Raw genomic sequence first — 16,828 nt, 5'->3', positions numbered from 1 at the left:
AAGAATATTGACCAATTAAAAGAAAGATATTATTATGTAATAAAGAGTTAAAGTAAGTAGAAAATATAATGTTTAATATAGAGTAGGAGGAAAAAAATGAGAGTAGTAATTGTTGGTGGAATAGCAGCAGGTACAAGTGCAGCTGCAAAATTAAGAAGAGTAAATCCTGAAGCTGAAATAGTAATCTATGAGAAATCAGATATAGTATCATTTGGTGCTTGTGGATTACCTTACTTCGTAGGAAATTTTTTTGAAGACTCACAAAATATGATTGCAAGAACTCCTGAAGAATTTATAAAAAGTGGAGTAGATGTTAAAACTAATCATGAAGTTGTTAATATAGATTTTAAAAATAAATTGGTTACAGTAAAGAATCTGAAGGCGGGTTCTCAATTTAATGATAAATATGACAAATTAATGATAGCGACAGGTGCAAGGAGTATAATACCTCCAATTAAAAATGTTAATTTAAAAAATGTGTACACATTAAAAAGTATGGATGATGGAAAGATTTTAAAAAGACTTTTAATGGAGAAAAATAATAAGAGTATAGCAATAGTAGGTGCAGGATTTATTGGATTAGAAGCAGTAGAAGCAGCTAAAAGCAATGGGAAAGAAGTTTCAGTATTTCAATTGGAGGATCGAATATTAAAGGATGTTTTTGATAAAGAAATTACTGAAGTATTAGAACAGGAATTAAGAGATAAAGGTGTAAATTTATATTTACAAGAAACTGTTACTGAATTTATAGGAAATGATAAAGTCAGTAAGATACGTACTAATAAAAGAGAAATAAATGCTGATATAGTAATTATAGCTACTGGAGTTAAACCTAATACAGAATTTATTAAAGATAGTGGAATAGAGATGTTATCTAATGGCGCAATTATTGTAGATGAATATGGCAAAACATCAATTGAAGATGTTTATTCAGCTGGAGATTGTGCAACAATAAATCAAATAGTTACAAATGAAAAAAGTTATGTACCTCTTGCTACAGGTGCCAATAAACTTGGACGTATTGTTGGAGAAAATCTAGGGGGAACTAATTTACCATTTCAAGGTTCATTATCATCTAGTTGCATAAAAGTTTTAGATATTGAAGCTGGAAGAACTGGTATTACAGAAGAAAAGGCTAAACAAATGGGATTAGATTATAAGACTAAATTTATAACAGATATGAATCAAACTAACTATTATCCAGGTCAAAATAAGATCTATGTTAAGTTGATTTATGAAGCTAAAAGTAAAAGAATATTAGGAGGACAGGTTGCAGGATATAAAGATGCTGTACAGAGAGTTAATGTTATTGCTGCATGCATATTTGGAAAATTAACAACTAAAGAACTTGGAATGCTAGATTTATGTTATTCACCACCATTTTCAAGAACTTGGGATGTATTAAATGTAGCAGGAAATATATGCAAGTAAAATAAAGTGATAAGTTTAAAGTTTAGGGATATTAACTAATGAATCTAGTTAATATCCTTTTTATGTAGAGAAAATTATATAAAAGATTAAAATTAGAAAATAATAAAGATATTATATATTAACAAAGAAAAACATAATAAATCATCATCAGAAAACGTTTTATTTTAAATATAAATTAAAAATAGGACAAAATTAATGAAAATCATTTTCAAGTTTGGATAAAAGTGTTATAATATCATCATGATAATAATTATCAACAGAAAAGATTATTCATTTTCATAAAAGGTGTACTATATATATTTGTATAAGTACATAATATGAGGAGGAGAAAATATGCCATTAATATTAGCAAATACAGGACAAAGTATGCCAATTAAAAAAATTAGAGGTAATGATGAGACTAAAAAGTTCCTATCAAGTTTAGGATTTATTGCAGGAGAAACTGTAAGCATTATTTCTGAAATTGCAGGAAGTTTAATAATAAAAGTAAAGGGAAGTAGAATAGCATTAGATAAAGCTATGGCTAGTAGAATAATAGTTTAAGGAGGAATTATTAATGAATACATTAAAAGATATTAAATGTGGACAAACAGTTAATGTTCTTAAGATACAAGGAGTAGGTCCTATTAAAAGGCGTATTATGGATATGGGAATAACTAAGGGCTGCGAGATATTTGTACGTAAAGTAGCACCACTTGGAGATCCAATTGAAATAAAAGTTAGAAATTATGAATTATCACTTCGTAAAGCTGATGCAGAAATGATAATTGTTGGGTAAGTATTAAATTAATGTATTTTTTTATTCTTTAGAAAATTGTATTCTTGGAAAAATTGTGGATAACTGAAAGATAAATTTAGCTAAAGGTTAACAAATGAACCATGAAGAATAAAAAAGATAATTGTAGTCACCTGCCATATTTTTCTCACATACGTTCAAAAAGGCAGATGCGTAAAAAATCGATACAGATCTAAAGTCGCTTTAGCGATTTTGTTTTATAATCATTTAATGATAATGATAATCTATATAAATTAAGGGGGAAGACAAATGTCAATAAAGATAGGTCTTGCAGGTAATCCCAATTGTGGAAAGACAACTATGTTTAATGACCTTACAGGATCAACACAATATGTAGGTAACTGGCCAGGGGTAACAGTAGAAAAAAAGGGTGGTAAATTAAAATGGAATAAGGATGTTGAAATTGTAGATTTACCAGGTATATATTCACTTTCACCGTATACGCTTGAAGAAGTTGTGACACGTGATTTTATGATGAATGATAAACCAGATGTAATAATTAATATAATTGATGCATCTAATATTGAAAGAAACTTATATTTAACTACTCAAATTTTAGAACTTGGAATTCCAACAGTTTTAGCACTTAATATGATGGACATTGTTGAAAAAAATGGTGACAAGCTAAAGATAGAAAAGCTTTCAGAACTATTAGGCTGTCCAATTGTTGAAACTTCAGCTATAAAAGGAAAAGGTATTAAAGAAGTTGTTGAAAAAGCAATTGAACTTTCAAAAAAAGAAAATGCTAATAACTTTAAGCTAGAGCTATCACAAGAAGTAGAAAGTTCTATAAAAGATATTGAACAAGCTTTAGATAACAGCAGTTTTACGAATGAAATAGATACTAGATGGTTGTCTATTAAACTTTTTGAGCGTGATAAAAATATTTTAAGTAATAATAAATTTTCGAAAAATGTGTTAGATAAAGTAGAAGAAATAATAAATAAATGTGAAAATGAACTTGATGATGATAGTGAAAGTATAATTACGGGAGAACGTTATGATTTTATTGGAAAAGTAGTTTCTAAAGCAGTAAGAAAGAATAATAAAAATGATGAAACTACATCAGACAAAATTGATAAGATTGTAACAAACCGTTTTTTAGCGCTTCCTATTTTTGCATTAATTATGTGGGGAGTATATTACATAGCTGTAAGTTCACTTGGAACTATAGCTACAGATTGGACAAATGATACATTATTTGGAGAAATTATAAGTGGAAATGTTTCAACTTGGCTTGAAGGGTTAGGCGTAGCAGAATGGTTACAAGGATTAGTAGTTGATGGTTTAATTGGTGGAGTAGGAGCAGTATTAGGATTCGTACCTCAAATTATGATATTATTCTTCCTATTATCAATACTTGAAGATTGTGGGTATATGTCACGTGTTGCGTTTATAATGGATAGAATATTCCGTAAGTTTGGACTTTCAGGAAAATCATTTATACCTATGCTTATCAGTTCAGGTTGTGGAGTTCCAGGAATTATGGCAACTCGTACTATGGAAAATGATAGAGATAGAAAAATGACAATTATGTTAACTACATTTATTCCATGTGGTGCTAAGGTTCCTATAATAGCATTGCTTGCAGGAGCAATATTTGGTGGAGCATCATGGGTAGCACCATCAGTATATTTTTTAGGAATTATAATGATAATTATTTGTGGAATTCTTTTAAAGAAGACTAAACTATTTCAAGGAGAGCCAGCTCCATTTGTTATGGAACTTCCACAATATCATATACCAAGTTTAAAAGGCGTTCTTATGCATATGTGGGATAGAGGAAAGGCATTTATTATAAAAGCTGGTACAATTATATTTGTTGCTTGTGGAGCAATTTGGTTTATGCAATCATTTAATTGGTCATTAGAAATGGTAGATGCTGGTGACAGTATACTAGCAAGTATAGGAAATGTTTTTGCACCAATTTTTGCACCATTAGGTTTTGGTAATTGGCAGTCTGCGGTTGCAACAATCACTGGACTTGTAGCAAAAGAAAATGTTGTAGCAACATTTGGTATACTGTTTGGTATTGCAGAAGCAACAGAAGAAGATCCAACACTTCTTATGAATGTAGCAGGAATGTTTACAGCAGTAAGTGCATTTTCATTCATAGCATTTAATATGCTTTGTGCTCCTTGTTTTGCAGCAATAGGTGCAATAAAAAGAGAAATGGGTTCATGGAAATGGACTTGGATTACATTAGGATTCCAAACAGGTACAGCATATCTTGTTGCATTATTAATAAATCAAGTTGGTAATGCTTTATTCTATGGTGGAAATATAATAGGCGCACTTATATCTATCGCTATAGTAGTAGCAATAATAGCTGGAATTCTATTATCAAATAAAAAATCAGTAAATATAAATAGTAATGTTAAATTAAGTTATATAAAATAGTATGTTAAATATTAGTAGGTAATTATTTAAAATTATCTACTAATAAATTTTATAAGGGGTGGTGATACTTATGTTAGCTACAATAATAATAGCTAGTATTATATTTTTCATGATGGGATTAGTAGTGTTCAAAAGAGTAAAGAAAGCTAAAAATGGAGAAGGCGGTTGTGGTTGTGGGTGTTCTGGGTGTTCATCAGCAGCAATTTGTCATGGAAAAGATAATCAAGGAATAACTTTAAAATAATATTAATATAAAAAATAAGCTATAAGTATAAAAAAGTATACTTATAGCTTATTTTAAATTTAGCCTATGTTTTAAGTGTATTAACACTTTAGTAAAACATAGGCTAAATTTTTATGAGAATAATAGAATTAAATGCTTGCTGTTTCTAAATTGCTTCTTCTATTATCTAATGGATTAAGATTAATATGATGAACTGTTTGGTTTTCATCAGGATTCATAAGTACCCTATCTAAATGTATTCTACCATTAGGTGTATTTGCAATAACACATAAATTATCATAATTTTTGTGAAGCACCCAAGTATATGTATCAGTTACTACTTTTCTTAAATCTTCTTTAGATATTAATGCTTTATTTTGTACCTTACCATATTTATCTCTTAAAAGTATAGCTATAGTATCATCATTAACCACTTCATAATCATTTCTTATGTTACGTTCAACTATTTCTAAATTAGATCTTCTATTATCTAAAGTATCTCCATTAATATGTCTAATAGGAGTCTTTGGATTAGTATCTAAAATTATAGATTGTAAACTTTGCTTTAGTGGTTTAGACTTTTTATTCATTTTAGTTAAGCTTATATTTTGTACTATATAGCTATTAAGATCTTTGTTCCATTCAGCGAACCAATTACCTAGTTCTTTAACTTTATTAAGATCTTCAACATCTATTTTAGTTGTAAGTTCTTCACCATTTTTCTTTAAAATTGTAATAAAAGCAATTTTGTTATTAATTTCATAGTTATTTTCTACATTTTTATAATTTGTTTTTATAATGAACACCTCTTTCAATCTTACATGACAATAACAAGTATAACAGAGTAAGGTGCAAATACAAGATGTGTATTAAAGAAATTAAATAAAAATAAAAACTTTTAAATTCAGCATATAAATGAATTCAAAAGTTTTTAATTTGATTAGAATAGTTTATTTAGCTTCAAAACTTTGGCAATTAGTTTCTATATACATGTTTGGATTTGCTCCACTAACATTTATTGATGAAAGATCACAAAGGTTATTGCAATTGTGAGTACAAGTTTTAACAGTACAAACTAGACAATCACATTCACCAGAACTATTTGAATTATTAGTTAAATCACTATAATTTTTTTTATCTAAAAAAGATCCGCAGCAAGTATCACAATCTTTTTGTGCAGAATCTCCACCTATATCAACACGATTAGCGTAACAAACACCAGAACAGTTATGAGAACAATTATTTACGTCACAATTAATTTTTTGCATTAAAGACACTCCTCTTAAAATAAAATTTTATATTTATGCTATGTTTTAGTATTATATTTAAAATAATTTTAGATAGATATTTCTACTTAAAATATCTATCTAGTAGTCCCTTGAATGCTCTACCATGTCTAGCTTCATCTTTACACATTTCATGAACTGTATCATGTATAGCATCTAAATTCTCCTTTTTTGCTAATGTAGCTAATTTCTTTTTACCATCACAAGCACCAAATTCAGCTTCAACTCTAGCTTTTAAATTAGCTTTTGTATCAGGAACTACTACTTCACCTAAAATTTCAGCGAATTTAGCAGCATGTTCTGCTTCTTCAAATGCAATTCTTTTATATGCTTCTGCAACTTCAGGATAACCTTCTCTATCAGCTTGACGAGACATAGCTAAATACATTCCAACTTCAGTACATTCTCCTGTAAAGTTAGCTCTTAAGTCTTCTATAAGTTCACTAGGGATGCCGCTTGCTATTCCTATTTTATGCTCATCAGCCCAAGCCATATCATCCTTCATTTCAATAAATTTATCTGCACCTACTTTACAAACAGGGCAAATTTCAGGTGGGGTATCTCCTTCATGAATATAACCACATACTGTACAAACAAACTTTTTCATTATATGTTCCTCCTAAAATTTATTCATTCTAAAATAAGGAAAATTTATACTGAATTTCATATTATAATTTAGTATAAATTTTAATCTAAATTAGAATTTAAATTTGTAAATTCAACGTAATCTATTTAAAGTACGTTTTAACCTATTATTAGCACACAATAAAAGTATTCCCTCAAAAAACAAAAATATTTATTTATTATATTAATTCTGTTTATTATAATTTGGATTATTTATATATTGAAGATAAAAAATGGTGGTGATATAATCATTACATAAGTGTATATACAGATGTAAAATAAAATTGAAAGTGGTGTAACTATGTCTATAGATTTAATAGATAAAATATTAAAGTTAAAAAATGAAAAAAATGCAATAATATTAGCTCATTATTATCAGCCAGATATAATACAAGAATTAGCAGACTATGTTGGAGATTCGTATTATTTAAGTAAGATAGCTAGAAGTTGTAAAGAAGAGGTAATAGTGTTTTGTGGAGTTAAATTTATGGGAGAAAGTGCAAAGATATTATCTCCTAACAAAAAAGTATTAATGCCATGTATTGATGCAGGTTGTTTAATGGCAGATATGGCAAAAGAAAAAGAATTATTAACTTTAAAAGAAAAATATCCTAATGCTTATGTAGTATGTTATATAAATTCTACATATAAAGTTAAAGCATGTAGTGATGTTTCAGTTACCTCTTCAAGTGCATTAAAAATAATAAAGAATGTGCCTAATAAACAAATAATATTTTTACCAGATAAAAATTTAGGTCAATATATATCAGAATTTTTTAAAGAGAAGGATTTTATATTATGGGATGGATTCTGTCCATGTCACAATAAAATTTTAAAAGAAGATATATTAATGTTAAAGGAACAATATACGGAAGCAAAAATATTAGTTCATCCAGAATGTACAAAGGAAATAAGAGGTTTAGGAGATTATATCGGAAGTACAAGTGAAATAATAAATTACGCAACGGAGGATAAAGGCAGTGAATTTATTATTTGTACCGAAGAAGGGATTTTGTATGAATTAAAAAATAAAAATCCTAATAAAAAGTTTTATATTCCAGGAAAAAGTATATGCTGTGGGAATATGAAGAAGACAAGCTTAGAAAATTTATATTATACTTTGCTAAATATGAAAAATGAAATAACACTAGATGAAGATATTAGAAAGAGAGCATTAGTTTCATTAGAAAATATGCATAAGTTAGGGGAGTAATAAATATGGTTAGAAATAAATTTGTAGATGTTTTAGTAATAGGTTCAGGCGTATCAGGACTATACTGTGCATTAAATTTAAACGAAAACTTAAATGTTTTAGTAGTATGCAAATCTAGTGTTACATGTACGAATACTTATTTGGCACAAGGAGGTATATCTACATCAATAAGTAAAGAGGACATACCTATTTTTATAGAAGACACTTTAAAAGCTGGACAATACAAAAATGATTTAAAAGCAGTAGAGGTTTTAGCTAATGAATCAATGAGTAATATAAAAAATTTAATATCTCTTGGTGTAAATTTTGATAAGAACGATGATGGAACTTTAAATTATACTAAAGAAGGAGCACATTCAGTAAATAGAATTGTTCACACAAAAGATAACACTGGTGAAAATGTAGCAAAAGTACTTATTGAACAAGCAAAAGAAAAAGAAAATATAATGATTTATGAAAATACTTATTTTGTTGACATTATAGAAAATGAAAATAAATGTATTGGTGGAATATTATTAAAAGATAATGATCAAATAAATGTTTATGCTAAAAATGTAGTATTAGCCACTGGAGGAATAGGTGGATTATTTAGTGATTCAACAAACAAAAGAATATTAAAAGGTGACTCATTAGCTATTGCTAAGAAGCATGATATAAAAGTGAAGGATATTAATTATATTCAAATTCACCCAACAGTATTTTATGACGAAGGTAATTTTGAGAGAAGATTTCTTATATCAGAGTCTTTAAGGGGAGAAGGAGGAAAACTTTTAAATATTAATGGTGAAAGATTTATTAATGAACTTTTGCCAAGAGATGTGGTTTCTAAAGCTGTGTATGAAGAAATGAAAAAAACAGACAGTGAATACGTATATTTAGATATAACATTTTTAGATAAAGATTATATTATGAATAGATTTTCATCAATATATAAAGAATGTCTAAAAAGAGGAACTGATATAACTAAAGACTATATTAAAGTTTCACCAGCACAACATTTTTTTATGGGAGGAGTAGAAGTGGATATTAATGCAGTAACTTCAATGAAAAATTTATATGCTGTTGGAGAGACAAGTTGCACTGGAATTCATGGAGCTAATCGCCTTGCAAGCAATTCACTATTAGAGGGACTTGTATTTTCAAAAAGGTGTGCAAATTTGATTAATTCAACAGAAAAATATATCAATTCTAATATTATATCAGTAAAAAATATAAATAAATCAATAGAAGAATTAAGTGAAGAAAAAGAACAGATAGTTAAAGAATTGCTTGTTTTAAATGGGGGAATGGTAACAAATGAATTATTTAGTTGTAGATAAAATAATAAAAGAAGCATTATTAGAGGATATTCCAAATGAAGATATAACAACAAATTCAATAATAAAAGAAAGTAGCATATGCACAGTAGACCTATTATGTAAAGAGGAGGGAATACTTTCAGGATTAGAAGTATTTAAAAGAGTATTTGATATTTTAGGAAATGTTCAGATTGGATTTAATAAAAAAGATGGTGATAAAATATGTCCTGGTGAAAAAATTGCTTTATTGAAAGGTGATACACGTAATGTATTATTAGGCGAAAGAGTAGCATTAAATTTACTACAAAGAATGAGTGGTATAGCAACTCTTACAAATAAATTTGTTAACAAAATAGAGCATACAAGGGCTAAGTTATTAGATACTAGAAAGACAACTCCTAATTTAAGAATTTTAGAAAAGTATTCAGTAAAAATTGGTGGGGGAGATAACCATAGGTTTAATTTATCTGATGGAATTATGCTTAAAGATAATCATATAAGTGCAGCTGGTGGAATAAAAAAGGCAGTTGAGATGTGTAAAAAGAATTCATCATTTGTTAGAAAAATAGAAGTGGAGGCAGAAACATTAGATATGGTTAATGAAGCATTAGAAGCTAAAGTGGATATAATAATGCTTGATAATATGAATTTGAAAACAGCAAAGGAAGCAGTAAGAATAATTAATAATAGGGTTTTAATAGAATTTTCAGGTAATGTAAATATAGATAACATAAAAGAAATAGCAGAAATAGGAGTTGACTATATATCAGTGGGGGCGTTAACTCATTCAGCTAAAATATTAGACTTAAGTATGAAAAATTTAAGTATTCTAGATTAAAATAAAATTGATATTATAAATGTAAGCTTAATTACTATAAATTAAATCTTACATTATAATATCAATTTTTGATTTAAGACCTATCAACTTAGCAGAAAATTTATATATTCATAAATTAAACAAGATTCTGTTTTAGTAAATTATATAAGCAAGTTAAAGACATAGAATTTTAATAGAAATTTTATATTATAAACAATTAAAAAATAAATTTTAAATTTTTCTAATAAAGTATTGACAATAGTACAAAATAGAGATATTATAATATTGTAAATGAGAATCAATCTCAAAGCAAACATAACTCATTCAATGACAAATGAGACAAATTATTGCTATACACAATAAAAATTTTACCAAAGCAAAGATTTTATGAAGTGTACTATGAAAAAATAAATTAGCAAGTATTGAAAGCACACACTCAAAATACTAATTTACTAAATAAATAATTGCGTGACCTTATTATTTAGTTTGGATTTTTTCTGTTCTCCCTAAGAAAAAGTACATTTCATCAAATTATATATTATAATTAATCATACGTATTAAAATAGAAACTGCTGATAAAATTGTTATCAGCAGTTTTTATTTTATCCATATTTTGAATAAATGTTTATATATTATTTAACATTAAATTTTAAAGAACTAAGAGTAATATGTTATTATAGTTAATGGAAAGAATTTTATATGAATAAGTTATTGAAGCAAAGTTTTAAAAAATATATAAATTATATATAGAACTTTATTTAATTAAGAAAGTGAGGAAATCATGAATTTAGATAATTTTAGTAATAGAAGTAAAGGAATAATATTTATAATATTATCAGCATTTGGATTTGCAATGATGTCAGCTTTTGTTAAGCTTTCAGGAGATTTACCATCTTTACAAAAATCATTTTTTAGAAATTTAGTAGCAAGTTTAATTGCTTTAAGTTTAATAATTAAACATAAAGAAAGCTTTTTTGGAAAAAGAGAAAATCAAAAGATTCTTGTATTAAGATCTTTATTTGGAACACTGGGAATTGTATTGAATTTTTATACAATAGATAAATTAGTTTTATCAGATGCTAATATGCTAAATAAATTGAGCCCATTTTTTGTGATTATTTTTTCAGCTTTATTTTTAAAAGAAAAAATAAATACAAAACAAATCATATCTTTAATAATTGCATTTTTAGGAGCATTATTCATTATAAAGCCATCATTCAATCTTGAAGTAATATCGGCTTTAGCAGGAGTTGGTGGTGCTATATTTGCAGCAGCAGCTTATACTTGTGTAAGAGAATTGGGGGGAAAAGAAAAACATTATACGATAGTATTTTATTTTTCAACTTTTTCATCAATAGTATTATTTCCATTTATGATGCTATCCTATAAATCTATGACTATGATGCAATTAATTTATTTGATATTAGCAGGTGTTTTTGCAAGTGTAGGTCAATTTGGAGTAACTTTAGCTTATAAGTATGCACCAGCTAAGGAAATATCAATCTTTGATTATTCTAACATATTATTCTCAGCTATAATAAGTTTAGTTATATTTGGAGCATTACCAGATCACTTAAGTATTATAGGATATTTAATAATATTTACAGCTTCATTATATATGTTTCTATACAATAAAAAATTAGACAAGGTTCAAAGTAAGTAAATGTTACTTGAAAATAATTATAATATTTGATATACTCAATAAGAAAATTTAATAAAAATCCACTTTGTTAAAAAGTGGGAGAGGTTCGAAGACCATCCCTCTATAAAAAACTAGGCAATTAAATAAGATTTAATAAGTCGCATGGTTAATTGCGACTTTTTTTATTTTTCATGCTTTGAGATGGTTATTCTCAAGGCATTTTTTATTCTTTAGGAATTTATATTATTAAAAAATTTGTGGATAACTTTTAAAATAATGTATTTTAAAACATAGCCTTAAATTAAAAAAATCTAATAATATATGTGTTTAGAGAGAATAATAGTGGAGAATTAGATATGAAGAGTAAGCGTTGTATTTGTGTTCTAAACACAAAAGGTAAGGAGAAGTAGTAATGAATAAGAAAAAAATAATAATAGATTGTGATCCTGGAATTGATGATTCATTAGCAATCATGTTTGCATTAAAGTCTGAGGAATTAGAAGTAAAAGGTATAACTATTGTTTCTGGTAATGTACATGCTAAAAAAGGTGCAGAAAATGCTCTTAAAATATTAAAAGAACTTGGAAGGTTAGATATTCCTGTATATATAGGGGATGGGGAACCACTAACAAGAGAGCTAATTACAGCAGAAGATACTCATGGTGAAGATGGACTTGGAGAAACATTTTTACCGAAAGTAGAAGAAGCTAATTATAAAGAAGGCGCAGTAGATTTCATTTTAGATTCTTTAAAAGAAGAGGATGAATTATCAATAATAGCAATAGGTCCCTTAACTAATATTGCAAAAGCTTTAGATAAAGATAAAGAAACAACGAGAAAGATGAAAGAATTAATTTTAATGGGGGGAGCATTTAAGAGCTTTGGAAATTGTTCGCAAGTTGCTGAATTTAATTTTTGGGTAGATCCACATGGCGCAGAAAAAGTTTTTAATGAACTTAATAGAAAAATTACCATGGTTGGATTAGATGTAACAAGAGAAATTGTATTAACGCCTAACTATATAGAGATGTTAAAACAATTTAAGAATCCATTAGCAGATTTAATAGTTAAAATAACAAGATTTTATGTGGATTTTCATTGGGAGCAAGAAAGAACTTTGGGGTGCGTGATAAATGATCCATTAGCAATAGCTTATTTTATAGATCCAAGTCTTTGTAGTGGAAAAGAATATTACGTGGATATAGTTACAGAAGGAAAAGCAATTGGTATGAGCTTAGTAGATGAAGGGGATTTTTATAGAAAAGAACCAAATTGCCTGGTATTAACAGAAGTAAATTCAAAAGCATTCATGGAAATGTTTTTAACAAGGTTACTTCCAGAGCATAAGAAAGATATTTTTAATATATTAAATAATTCAAAGTACGGCAATTAAGCAATAAAAGGGGGAATTAAAATATGAAAAAAATAAATTTAAATGTAATGACATTTATGTCTTTATGTATAGTTATAAATCTTGTAGGGGGATTTATAGCGCTAAGTTTTAAATTACCAATATATATTGATACAATAGGAACTTTATTAAGTGCAGTTTTACTAGGTCCAATTAATGGCGGAATAGTTGGTGGATTAACTTCAATAGTAAATGGAGCAACTTTTGATCCAATTTCATTTTACTTTATGCCTGTTCAAATAATTGTAGGTTTAAGTACGGGAGCATGTTTTAAAAATTCTAAATTTGAAGGTATTAGATCTGTATTATCAATTATATTAATTACTGTTTTAGGATCAATAACGGCATCAATAGTAGCAGCATTTGTGTTTAATGGAGTAACGTCATCAGGTTCTAGCATAATTGTTGCTATATTTAAAAATTTAGGAATAAGTACAATTACAGCAGTATTTTCTACTCAAATATTTACTGATTTATTAGATAAAGCCGTTAGTTTTGCATTAGTATTTTCAGTAATAAAAGCGATGCCAATGAAATTTATTATGAATTTAGTTAGGAATGAAGTTAATGGACAGATATAATATTATAAAAGAAAAAAATAAGAGAGAAATTGTTTTATTAAAAGGATTTCCATGTATTTGGGGAAAATGTACATTTTGTGATTATATAGATGATAACTCAACAAAAGAGGAAGAAATAAATAAATTGAATTTTGAAGTTCTTGATAATGTAAAAGGTGTCTATAAGACTTTAGAAGTAATAAATTCTGGGAGCTGTTTTGAATTACCAAAAGAAACATTAAATAAGATAAAAGAAGTAATAGATAAGAACGGTATAAAAAAAATATTTTTAGAAAGTCATTGGTGTTATAAAAATAGACTACAAGAAATGAGAGATTTTTTTGGAATAGAAATAGTTTTTAAAATTGGAGTTGAGACTTTCGATAATGATTTTAGAAACAAATTCTTAAATAAAAATGCTAACTTTAAAACATATGAAGAAGTAAAAGAGCATTTTCAATCAGTTTGTCTTTTGGTTGGGATAAAAGGACAAACTAAAGAAATTATAAAAAGAGATATAGATATAGTATTACATCATTTTGACTATGGAACAGTAAATATATTTACTGAAAATACTACTGAAATAAAAAGGGATGAAGAATTAATAAAATGGTTTGAAAAAGAATATCAATTCTTAAAAGATGTTGAAAAATTAGAAATATTATTTGAAAATACTGATTTTGGTGTTGGAGATTAAAAGTATTAGCTAGTAAAAGTAGATTTTACTAGCTAATTTTTTATGTATTTATCTTATAGAATTTTAAATTAGTGGGTTAGTAAAATTATACAAAAAAGAAGCTCTTTAAGATATGTATATTGCATAATCCATTTTAATTAAGTTACACTCCATAATAAAGAGAAGAATTTTCATTTAACTATTATAAGACAATAAATAGCCCTTATTTTAAGAAAAAGTAACTTTTGGAAAGGAGCTTCCTTGACAATTGACAGAGGAAAATATAAATGCTACGCTTTTAAAAGTTAGACTAGTCTTACATTTTTGTATAGCACGGGCATAGGTGTTATTCAGGTTAAAAATAAGATGTTTATAAGGGAGAGATATAAAATGAAAAAATTATTGTCATTATTTTGTACAATATTTATGACTACTTTAATTTTAGTTGGTTGTTCTTCAGCTAAGGATACTACTAAAAAAGAAGAAGCTGTTCGTACTGTAAGTACTGTAAGAGGTGATGTTAATGTTCCTGCTAATCCTAAAAGAGTTATTGCTACTTATGGAATGGGTGATGTTTTGGCTTTAGGAGTTAAACCAGTAGCTACATATGATGCAAAAGGTAGTGCTTATGAAAAAGAGGTAGAGGGTTTACCTGTATGGGAAAAGTTTGAACCAGAAGAGATAATGAAATATGATCCAGACCTTATTCTTGTTGTAAGCGAAGAAAAGATTGATGAATTTTCTAAGATTGCTCCTACAGTTTATATTCCTTTTACTACTCTTAATATGGAGGAGAGAATAGCCTTTTTAGGGGAGGTTTTAAATAAAAAGGAAGAGGCAGAAAAGGCACAGTCTGATTTTAAAGAAAAGATAAATAATGCAAAGAAAGAATTGGATTCTAAAAAAATTATGGATAAGAAATTCAGTATTTTTGAAAGCAACCAAAATGGAGGAGTTTGGGTGTATGGTGATAAATGGGGCCGTGGAGGCGACCTAATTTATAGTCAATTAGGATTCAAAGCACCAGATGTTATACAGAATGAAGTTATTGGTAAAGATCAGCATCGAGAGATTTCTCTTGAAACAATTAAGGATTATGCTGGAGATTACATAATATTTAGTGGAGAGATTGGGAAACTAGCGAACAATCCAGTTTGGCAGTCAATTCCGGCAGTTAAAGAAGGACATGTTATACCAATTGATTTTACATTATTTTATGATATAGATATTTACTCATCTAATGTACAGTTAGATTATATTATGAATAAATTACTAGAAAGTTAGTAAGAAAGATTAAGATACTTATGTGATATAAGTATCTTAAATTTTTTTATAAATTAAAAGATTTTCTAAAATAACTAGGAGTAATTCCATGTACATCTTTAAAGGCAGCAGCAAATTTTGCTGGATTTTTATAGCCGCATAGTTCAGATATGTTACGAATACTTAGATGGTCAGCAGATAAAAGCTGCATGGCTCTTTTCATGGTTTCTATGCGAATATATTTATAAAGGGGAATTCCATAGTGGTTTTTAAAAGATTCACGAAGCTTGCTTTCGCTCATTTCAGCTATTCTGCATAGTTCAATTATAGCTGGAGGGTTCAAAATATCCTCATCAATTTTAGTTTTCACTTCATAAATCTTTTGCTCATTTTCCCAAGTAACATAGTGACGGCGGCTGCTTCTTATTTTAGGTATATCAGGGAAATTTCTAGTGATTGCAGATAATAGATGCAAAGTCATACCCTCAAAAGCAAGTAAAGGCATGTCTGTATTTCGTACAGCCCATCTAATTTGTTCCAAAATAAGCATTATATCAGGGGTATTGTAATGTTGTGTTTTCCAAAGCTTCGCATCCTCAACACTGATTTTAGGTGCATTGGTGCGATCTTTGAGAAAAGGTTTTATAAAGTCATCAAAAATTAAAACACTGGTAAAACAATAGTGTACGTCTTTAGAGAAAGTAAAGGTAAATTGTTTTTGAGGATTAATAATTAGATGAGTGATAGGGGATAAAGCTTGCTTCTTCTTTCCTTGCTGTGAATAGACTATTTCTCCGCAGTCAATACAAAAAAGCAGCATAAAAGGATCACTAGAATTTATTGTATGTACTATCTGTTCACTTGGAGTAAGCCAAGCACTTGAAACAAATAATCCTTTAGCAGGGTTTATTTCTGCAATCCATCCATTTGACCAATGATGTGGAAAATCATAAATTTGCCCTTTGCCATAGGGTCTTTTAGTAAGATTATATTTATCCGCTAAAGCTTTCCAAGAAGAATCTTTATATTCATACATAAAACTTTCACACCTCTCTTTTCTTTGATTTAAAGTAAGAAAATTATATCATTATTTGAGAATGATTTTCAATATAAATATAATCCGTTTTATTTAAATTGCAATCCATAACGAAGAGAACTATTTTCATTTAACTCTTATAAAACAATAAA

Annotated in this window: 17 protein-coding genes and 1 riboswitch; of the genes, 13 read left to right on the top strand and 4 right to left on the bottom strand. The window is 27.7% G+C overall.

Features of this window, described 5'->3' with window-relative positions:
- The first annotated feature begins 96 nt into the window (after positions 1-96).
- The 5 genes from NG918_RS07740 (at position 97) to NG918_RS07720 (ending at position 4,871) form a co-directional block, all read left to right on the top strand.
- Positions 97-1,431: a CoA-disulfide reductase gene (locus NG918_RS07740; RefSeq protein ID WP_252211984.1), complete on the top strand. Its 1,335-nt coding sequence runs from the start codon at positions 97-99 to the stop codon at positions 1,429-1,431.
- Between the two features lie 333 nt (positions 1,432-1,764).
- Positions 1,765-1,974: a FeoA family protein gene (locus NG918_RS07735; RefSeq protein ID WP_252211986.1), complete on the top strand. Its 210-nt coding sequence runs from the start codon at positions 1,765-1,767 to the stop codon at positions 1,972-1,974.
- 13 nt (positions 1,975-1,987) lie between these two features.
- Positions 1,988-2,209, top strand: coding sequence for a FeoA family protein (locus NG918_RS07730; protein ID WP_252211988.1), 222 nt, complete (start codon positions 1,988-1,990; stop codon positions 2,207-2,209).
- Between the two features lie 267 nt (positions 2,210-2,476).
- Positions 2,477-4,627: a ferrous iron transport protein B gene (feoB, locus tag NG918_RS07725; RefSeq protein WP_252225546.1), complete on the top strand. Its 2,151-nt coding sequence runs from the start codon at positions 2,477-2,479 to the stop codon at positions 4,625-4,627.
- A 70-nt stretch (positions 4,628-4,697) separates the two neighbouring features.
- Positions 4,698-4,871 (top strand): FeoB-associated Cys-rich membrane protein, encoded by a 174-nt coding sequence (locus NG918_RS07720; RefSeq protein WP_252211992.1) that lies wholly within the window; start codon positions 4,698-4,700, stop codon positions 4,869-4,871.
- 128 nt (positions 4,872-4,999) lie between these two features.
- Here the strand turns inward: NG918_RS07720 and NG918_RS07715 are convergent, their stop codons facing one another.
- The 3 genes from NG918_RS07715 to NG918_RS07705 form a co-directional block, all read right to left on the bottom strand.
- A complete protein-coding gene (locus tag NG918_RS07715) occupies positions 5,000-5,656 on the bottom strand; it encodes a hypothetical protein (protein WP_252225545.1) in 657 nt (218 codons plus the stop codon).
- 144 nt (positions 5,657-5,800) lie between these two features.
- Positions 5,801-6,118, bottom strand: a complete 318-nt coding sequence (locus NG918_RS07710; protein ID WP_252211994.1) for a DUF1540 domain-containing protein — start codon at positions 6,116-6,118, stop codon at positions 5,801-5,803.
- A gap of 82 nt (positions 6,119-6,200) precedes the next feature.
- The gene (locus NG918_RS07705) at positions 6,201-6,743 is read right to left on the bottom strand and encodes an NADH peroxidase (RefSeq protein ID WP_252225544.1); all 543 of its coding nucleotides are present in this window, start codon (positions 6,741-6,743) and stop codon (positions 6,201-6,203) included.
- A gap of 324 nt (positions 6,744-7,067) precedes the next feature.
- On the opposite strand from NG918_RS07705, the gene nadA reads away from it, so the two are divergent.
- The 8 genes from nadA to NG918_RS07665 all read left to right on the top strand — a co-directional run bounded on the left by nadA (position 7,068) and on the right by NG918_RS07665 (position 15,661).
- Positions 7,068-7,973: a quinolinate synthase NadA gene (nadA, locus tag NG918_RS07700; protein ID WP_434062230.1), complete on the top strand. Its 906-nt coding sequence runs from the start codon at positions 7,068-7,070 to the stop codon at positions 7,971-7,973.
- Positions 7,974-7,978: 5 nt separating this feature from the next.
- Positions 7,979-9,292 (top strand): L-aspartate oxidase, encoded by a 1,314-nt coding sequence (locus NG918_RS07695; RefSeq protein WP_252225543.1) that lies wholly within the window; start codon positions 7,979-7,981, stop codon positions 9,290-9,292.
- On the top strand, positions 9,270-10,109 hold the full coding sequence (gene nadC, locus NG918_RS07690) for a carboxylating nicotinate-nucleotide diphosphorylase (RefSeq protein ID WP_252212011.1): 840 nt from the start codon (positions 9,270-9,272) through the stop codon (positions 10,107-10,109). Before NG918_RS07695 ends, nadC begins: the two co-directional genes overlap by 23 nt.
- A gap of 760 nt (positions 10,110-10,869) precedes the next feature.
- Complete coding sequence (locus tag NG918_RS07685) at positions 10,870-11,751, top strand: DMT family transporter (RefSeq protein ID WP_252212013.1); 882 nt, start codon at positions 10,870-10,872, stop codon at positions 11,749-11,751.
- Positions 11,752-11,825: 74 nt separating this feature from the next.
- Positions 11,826-11,871, top strand: a riboswitch (PreQ1 riboswitch).
- 271 nt (positions 11,872-12,142) lie between these two features.
- Positions 12,143-13,123 (top strand): nucleoside hydrolase, encoded by a 981-nt coding sequence (locus NG918_RS07680; protein ID WP_252212015.1) that lies wholly within the window; start codon positions 12,143-12,145, stop codon positions 13,121-13,123.
- A 23-nt stretch (positions 13,124-13,146) separates the two neighbouring features.
- On the top strand, positions 13,147-13,722 hold the full coding sequence (locus tag NG918_RS07675; RefSeq protein ID WP_252212017.1) for an ECF transporter S component: 576 nt from the start codon (positions 13,147-13,149) through the stop codon (positions 13,720-13,722).
- Positions 13,709-14,398, top strand: coding sequence for a radical SAM protein (locus NG918_RS07670; RefSeq protein ID WP_252225542.1), 690 nt, complete (start codon positions 13,709-13,711; stop codon positions 14,396-14,398). The genes NG918_RS07675 and NG918_RS07670 overlap by 14 nt, the downstream gene beginning before the upstream one ends.
- A 369-nt stretch (positions 14,399-14,767) precedes the next feature.
- Complete coding sequence (locus tag NG918_RS07665) at positions 14,768-15,661, top strand: ABC transporter substrate-binding protein (RefSeq protein ID WP_252212021.1); 894 nt, start codon at positions 14,768-14,770, stop codon at positions 15,659-15,661.
- Between the two features lie 46 nt (positions 15,662-15,707).
- Here NG918_RS07665 and NG918_RS07660 read toward each other — a convergent pair whose 3' ends face one another.
- Positions 15,708-16,676 carry a helix-turn-helix domain-containing protein gene (locus NG918_RS07660; protein WP_252225541.1) on the bottom strand — a complete coding sequence of 323 codons (969 nt, stop codon included), beginning with the start codon at positions 16,674-16,676 and terminating at the stop codon, positions 15,708-15,710.
- Positions 16,677-16,828 lie beyond the last annotated feature (152 nt).

Origin of the sequence: Clostridium sp. ZBS2, from assembly GCF_023845855.1 — a bacterium.
Classification (GTDB): Bacteria; Bacillota; Clostridia; order Clostridiales; family Clostridiaceae; genus Clostridium; species Clostridium aquiflavi.
The sequence above is the reverse complement of the archived record's forward strand: the minus strand, read 5'-3'. Positions and strand labels throughout refer to the sequence as shown.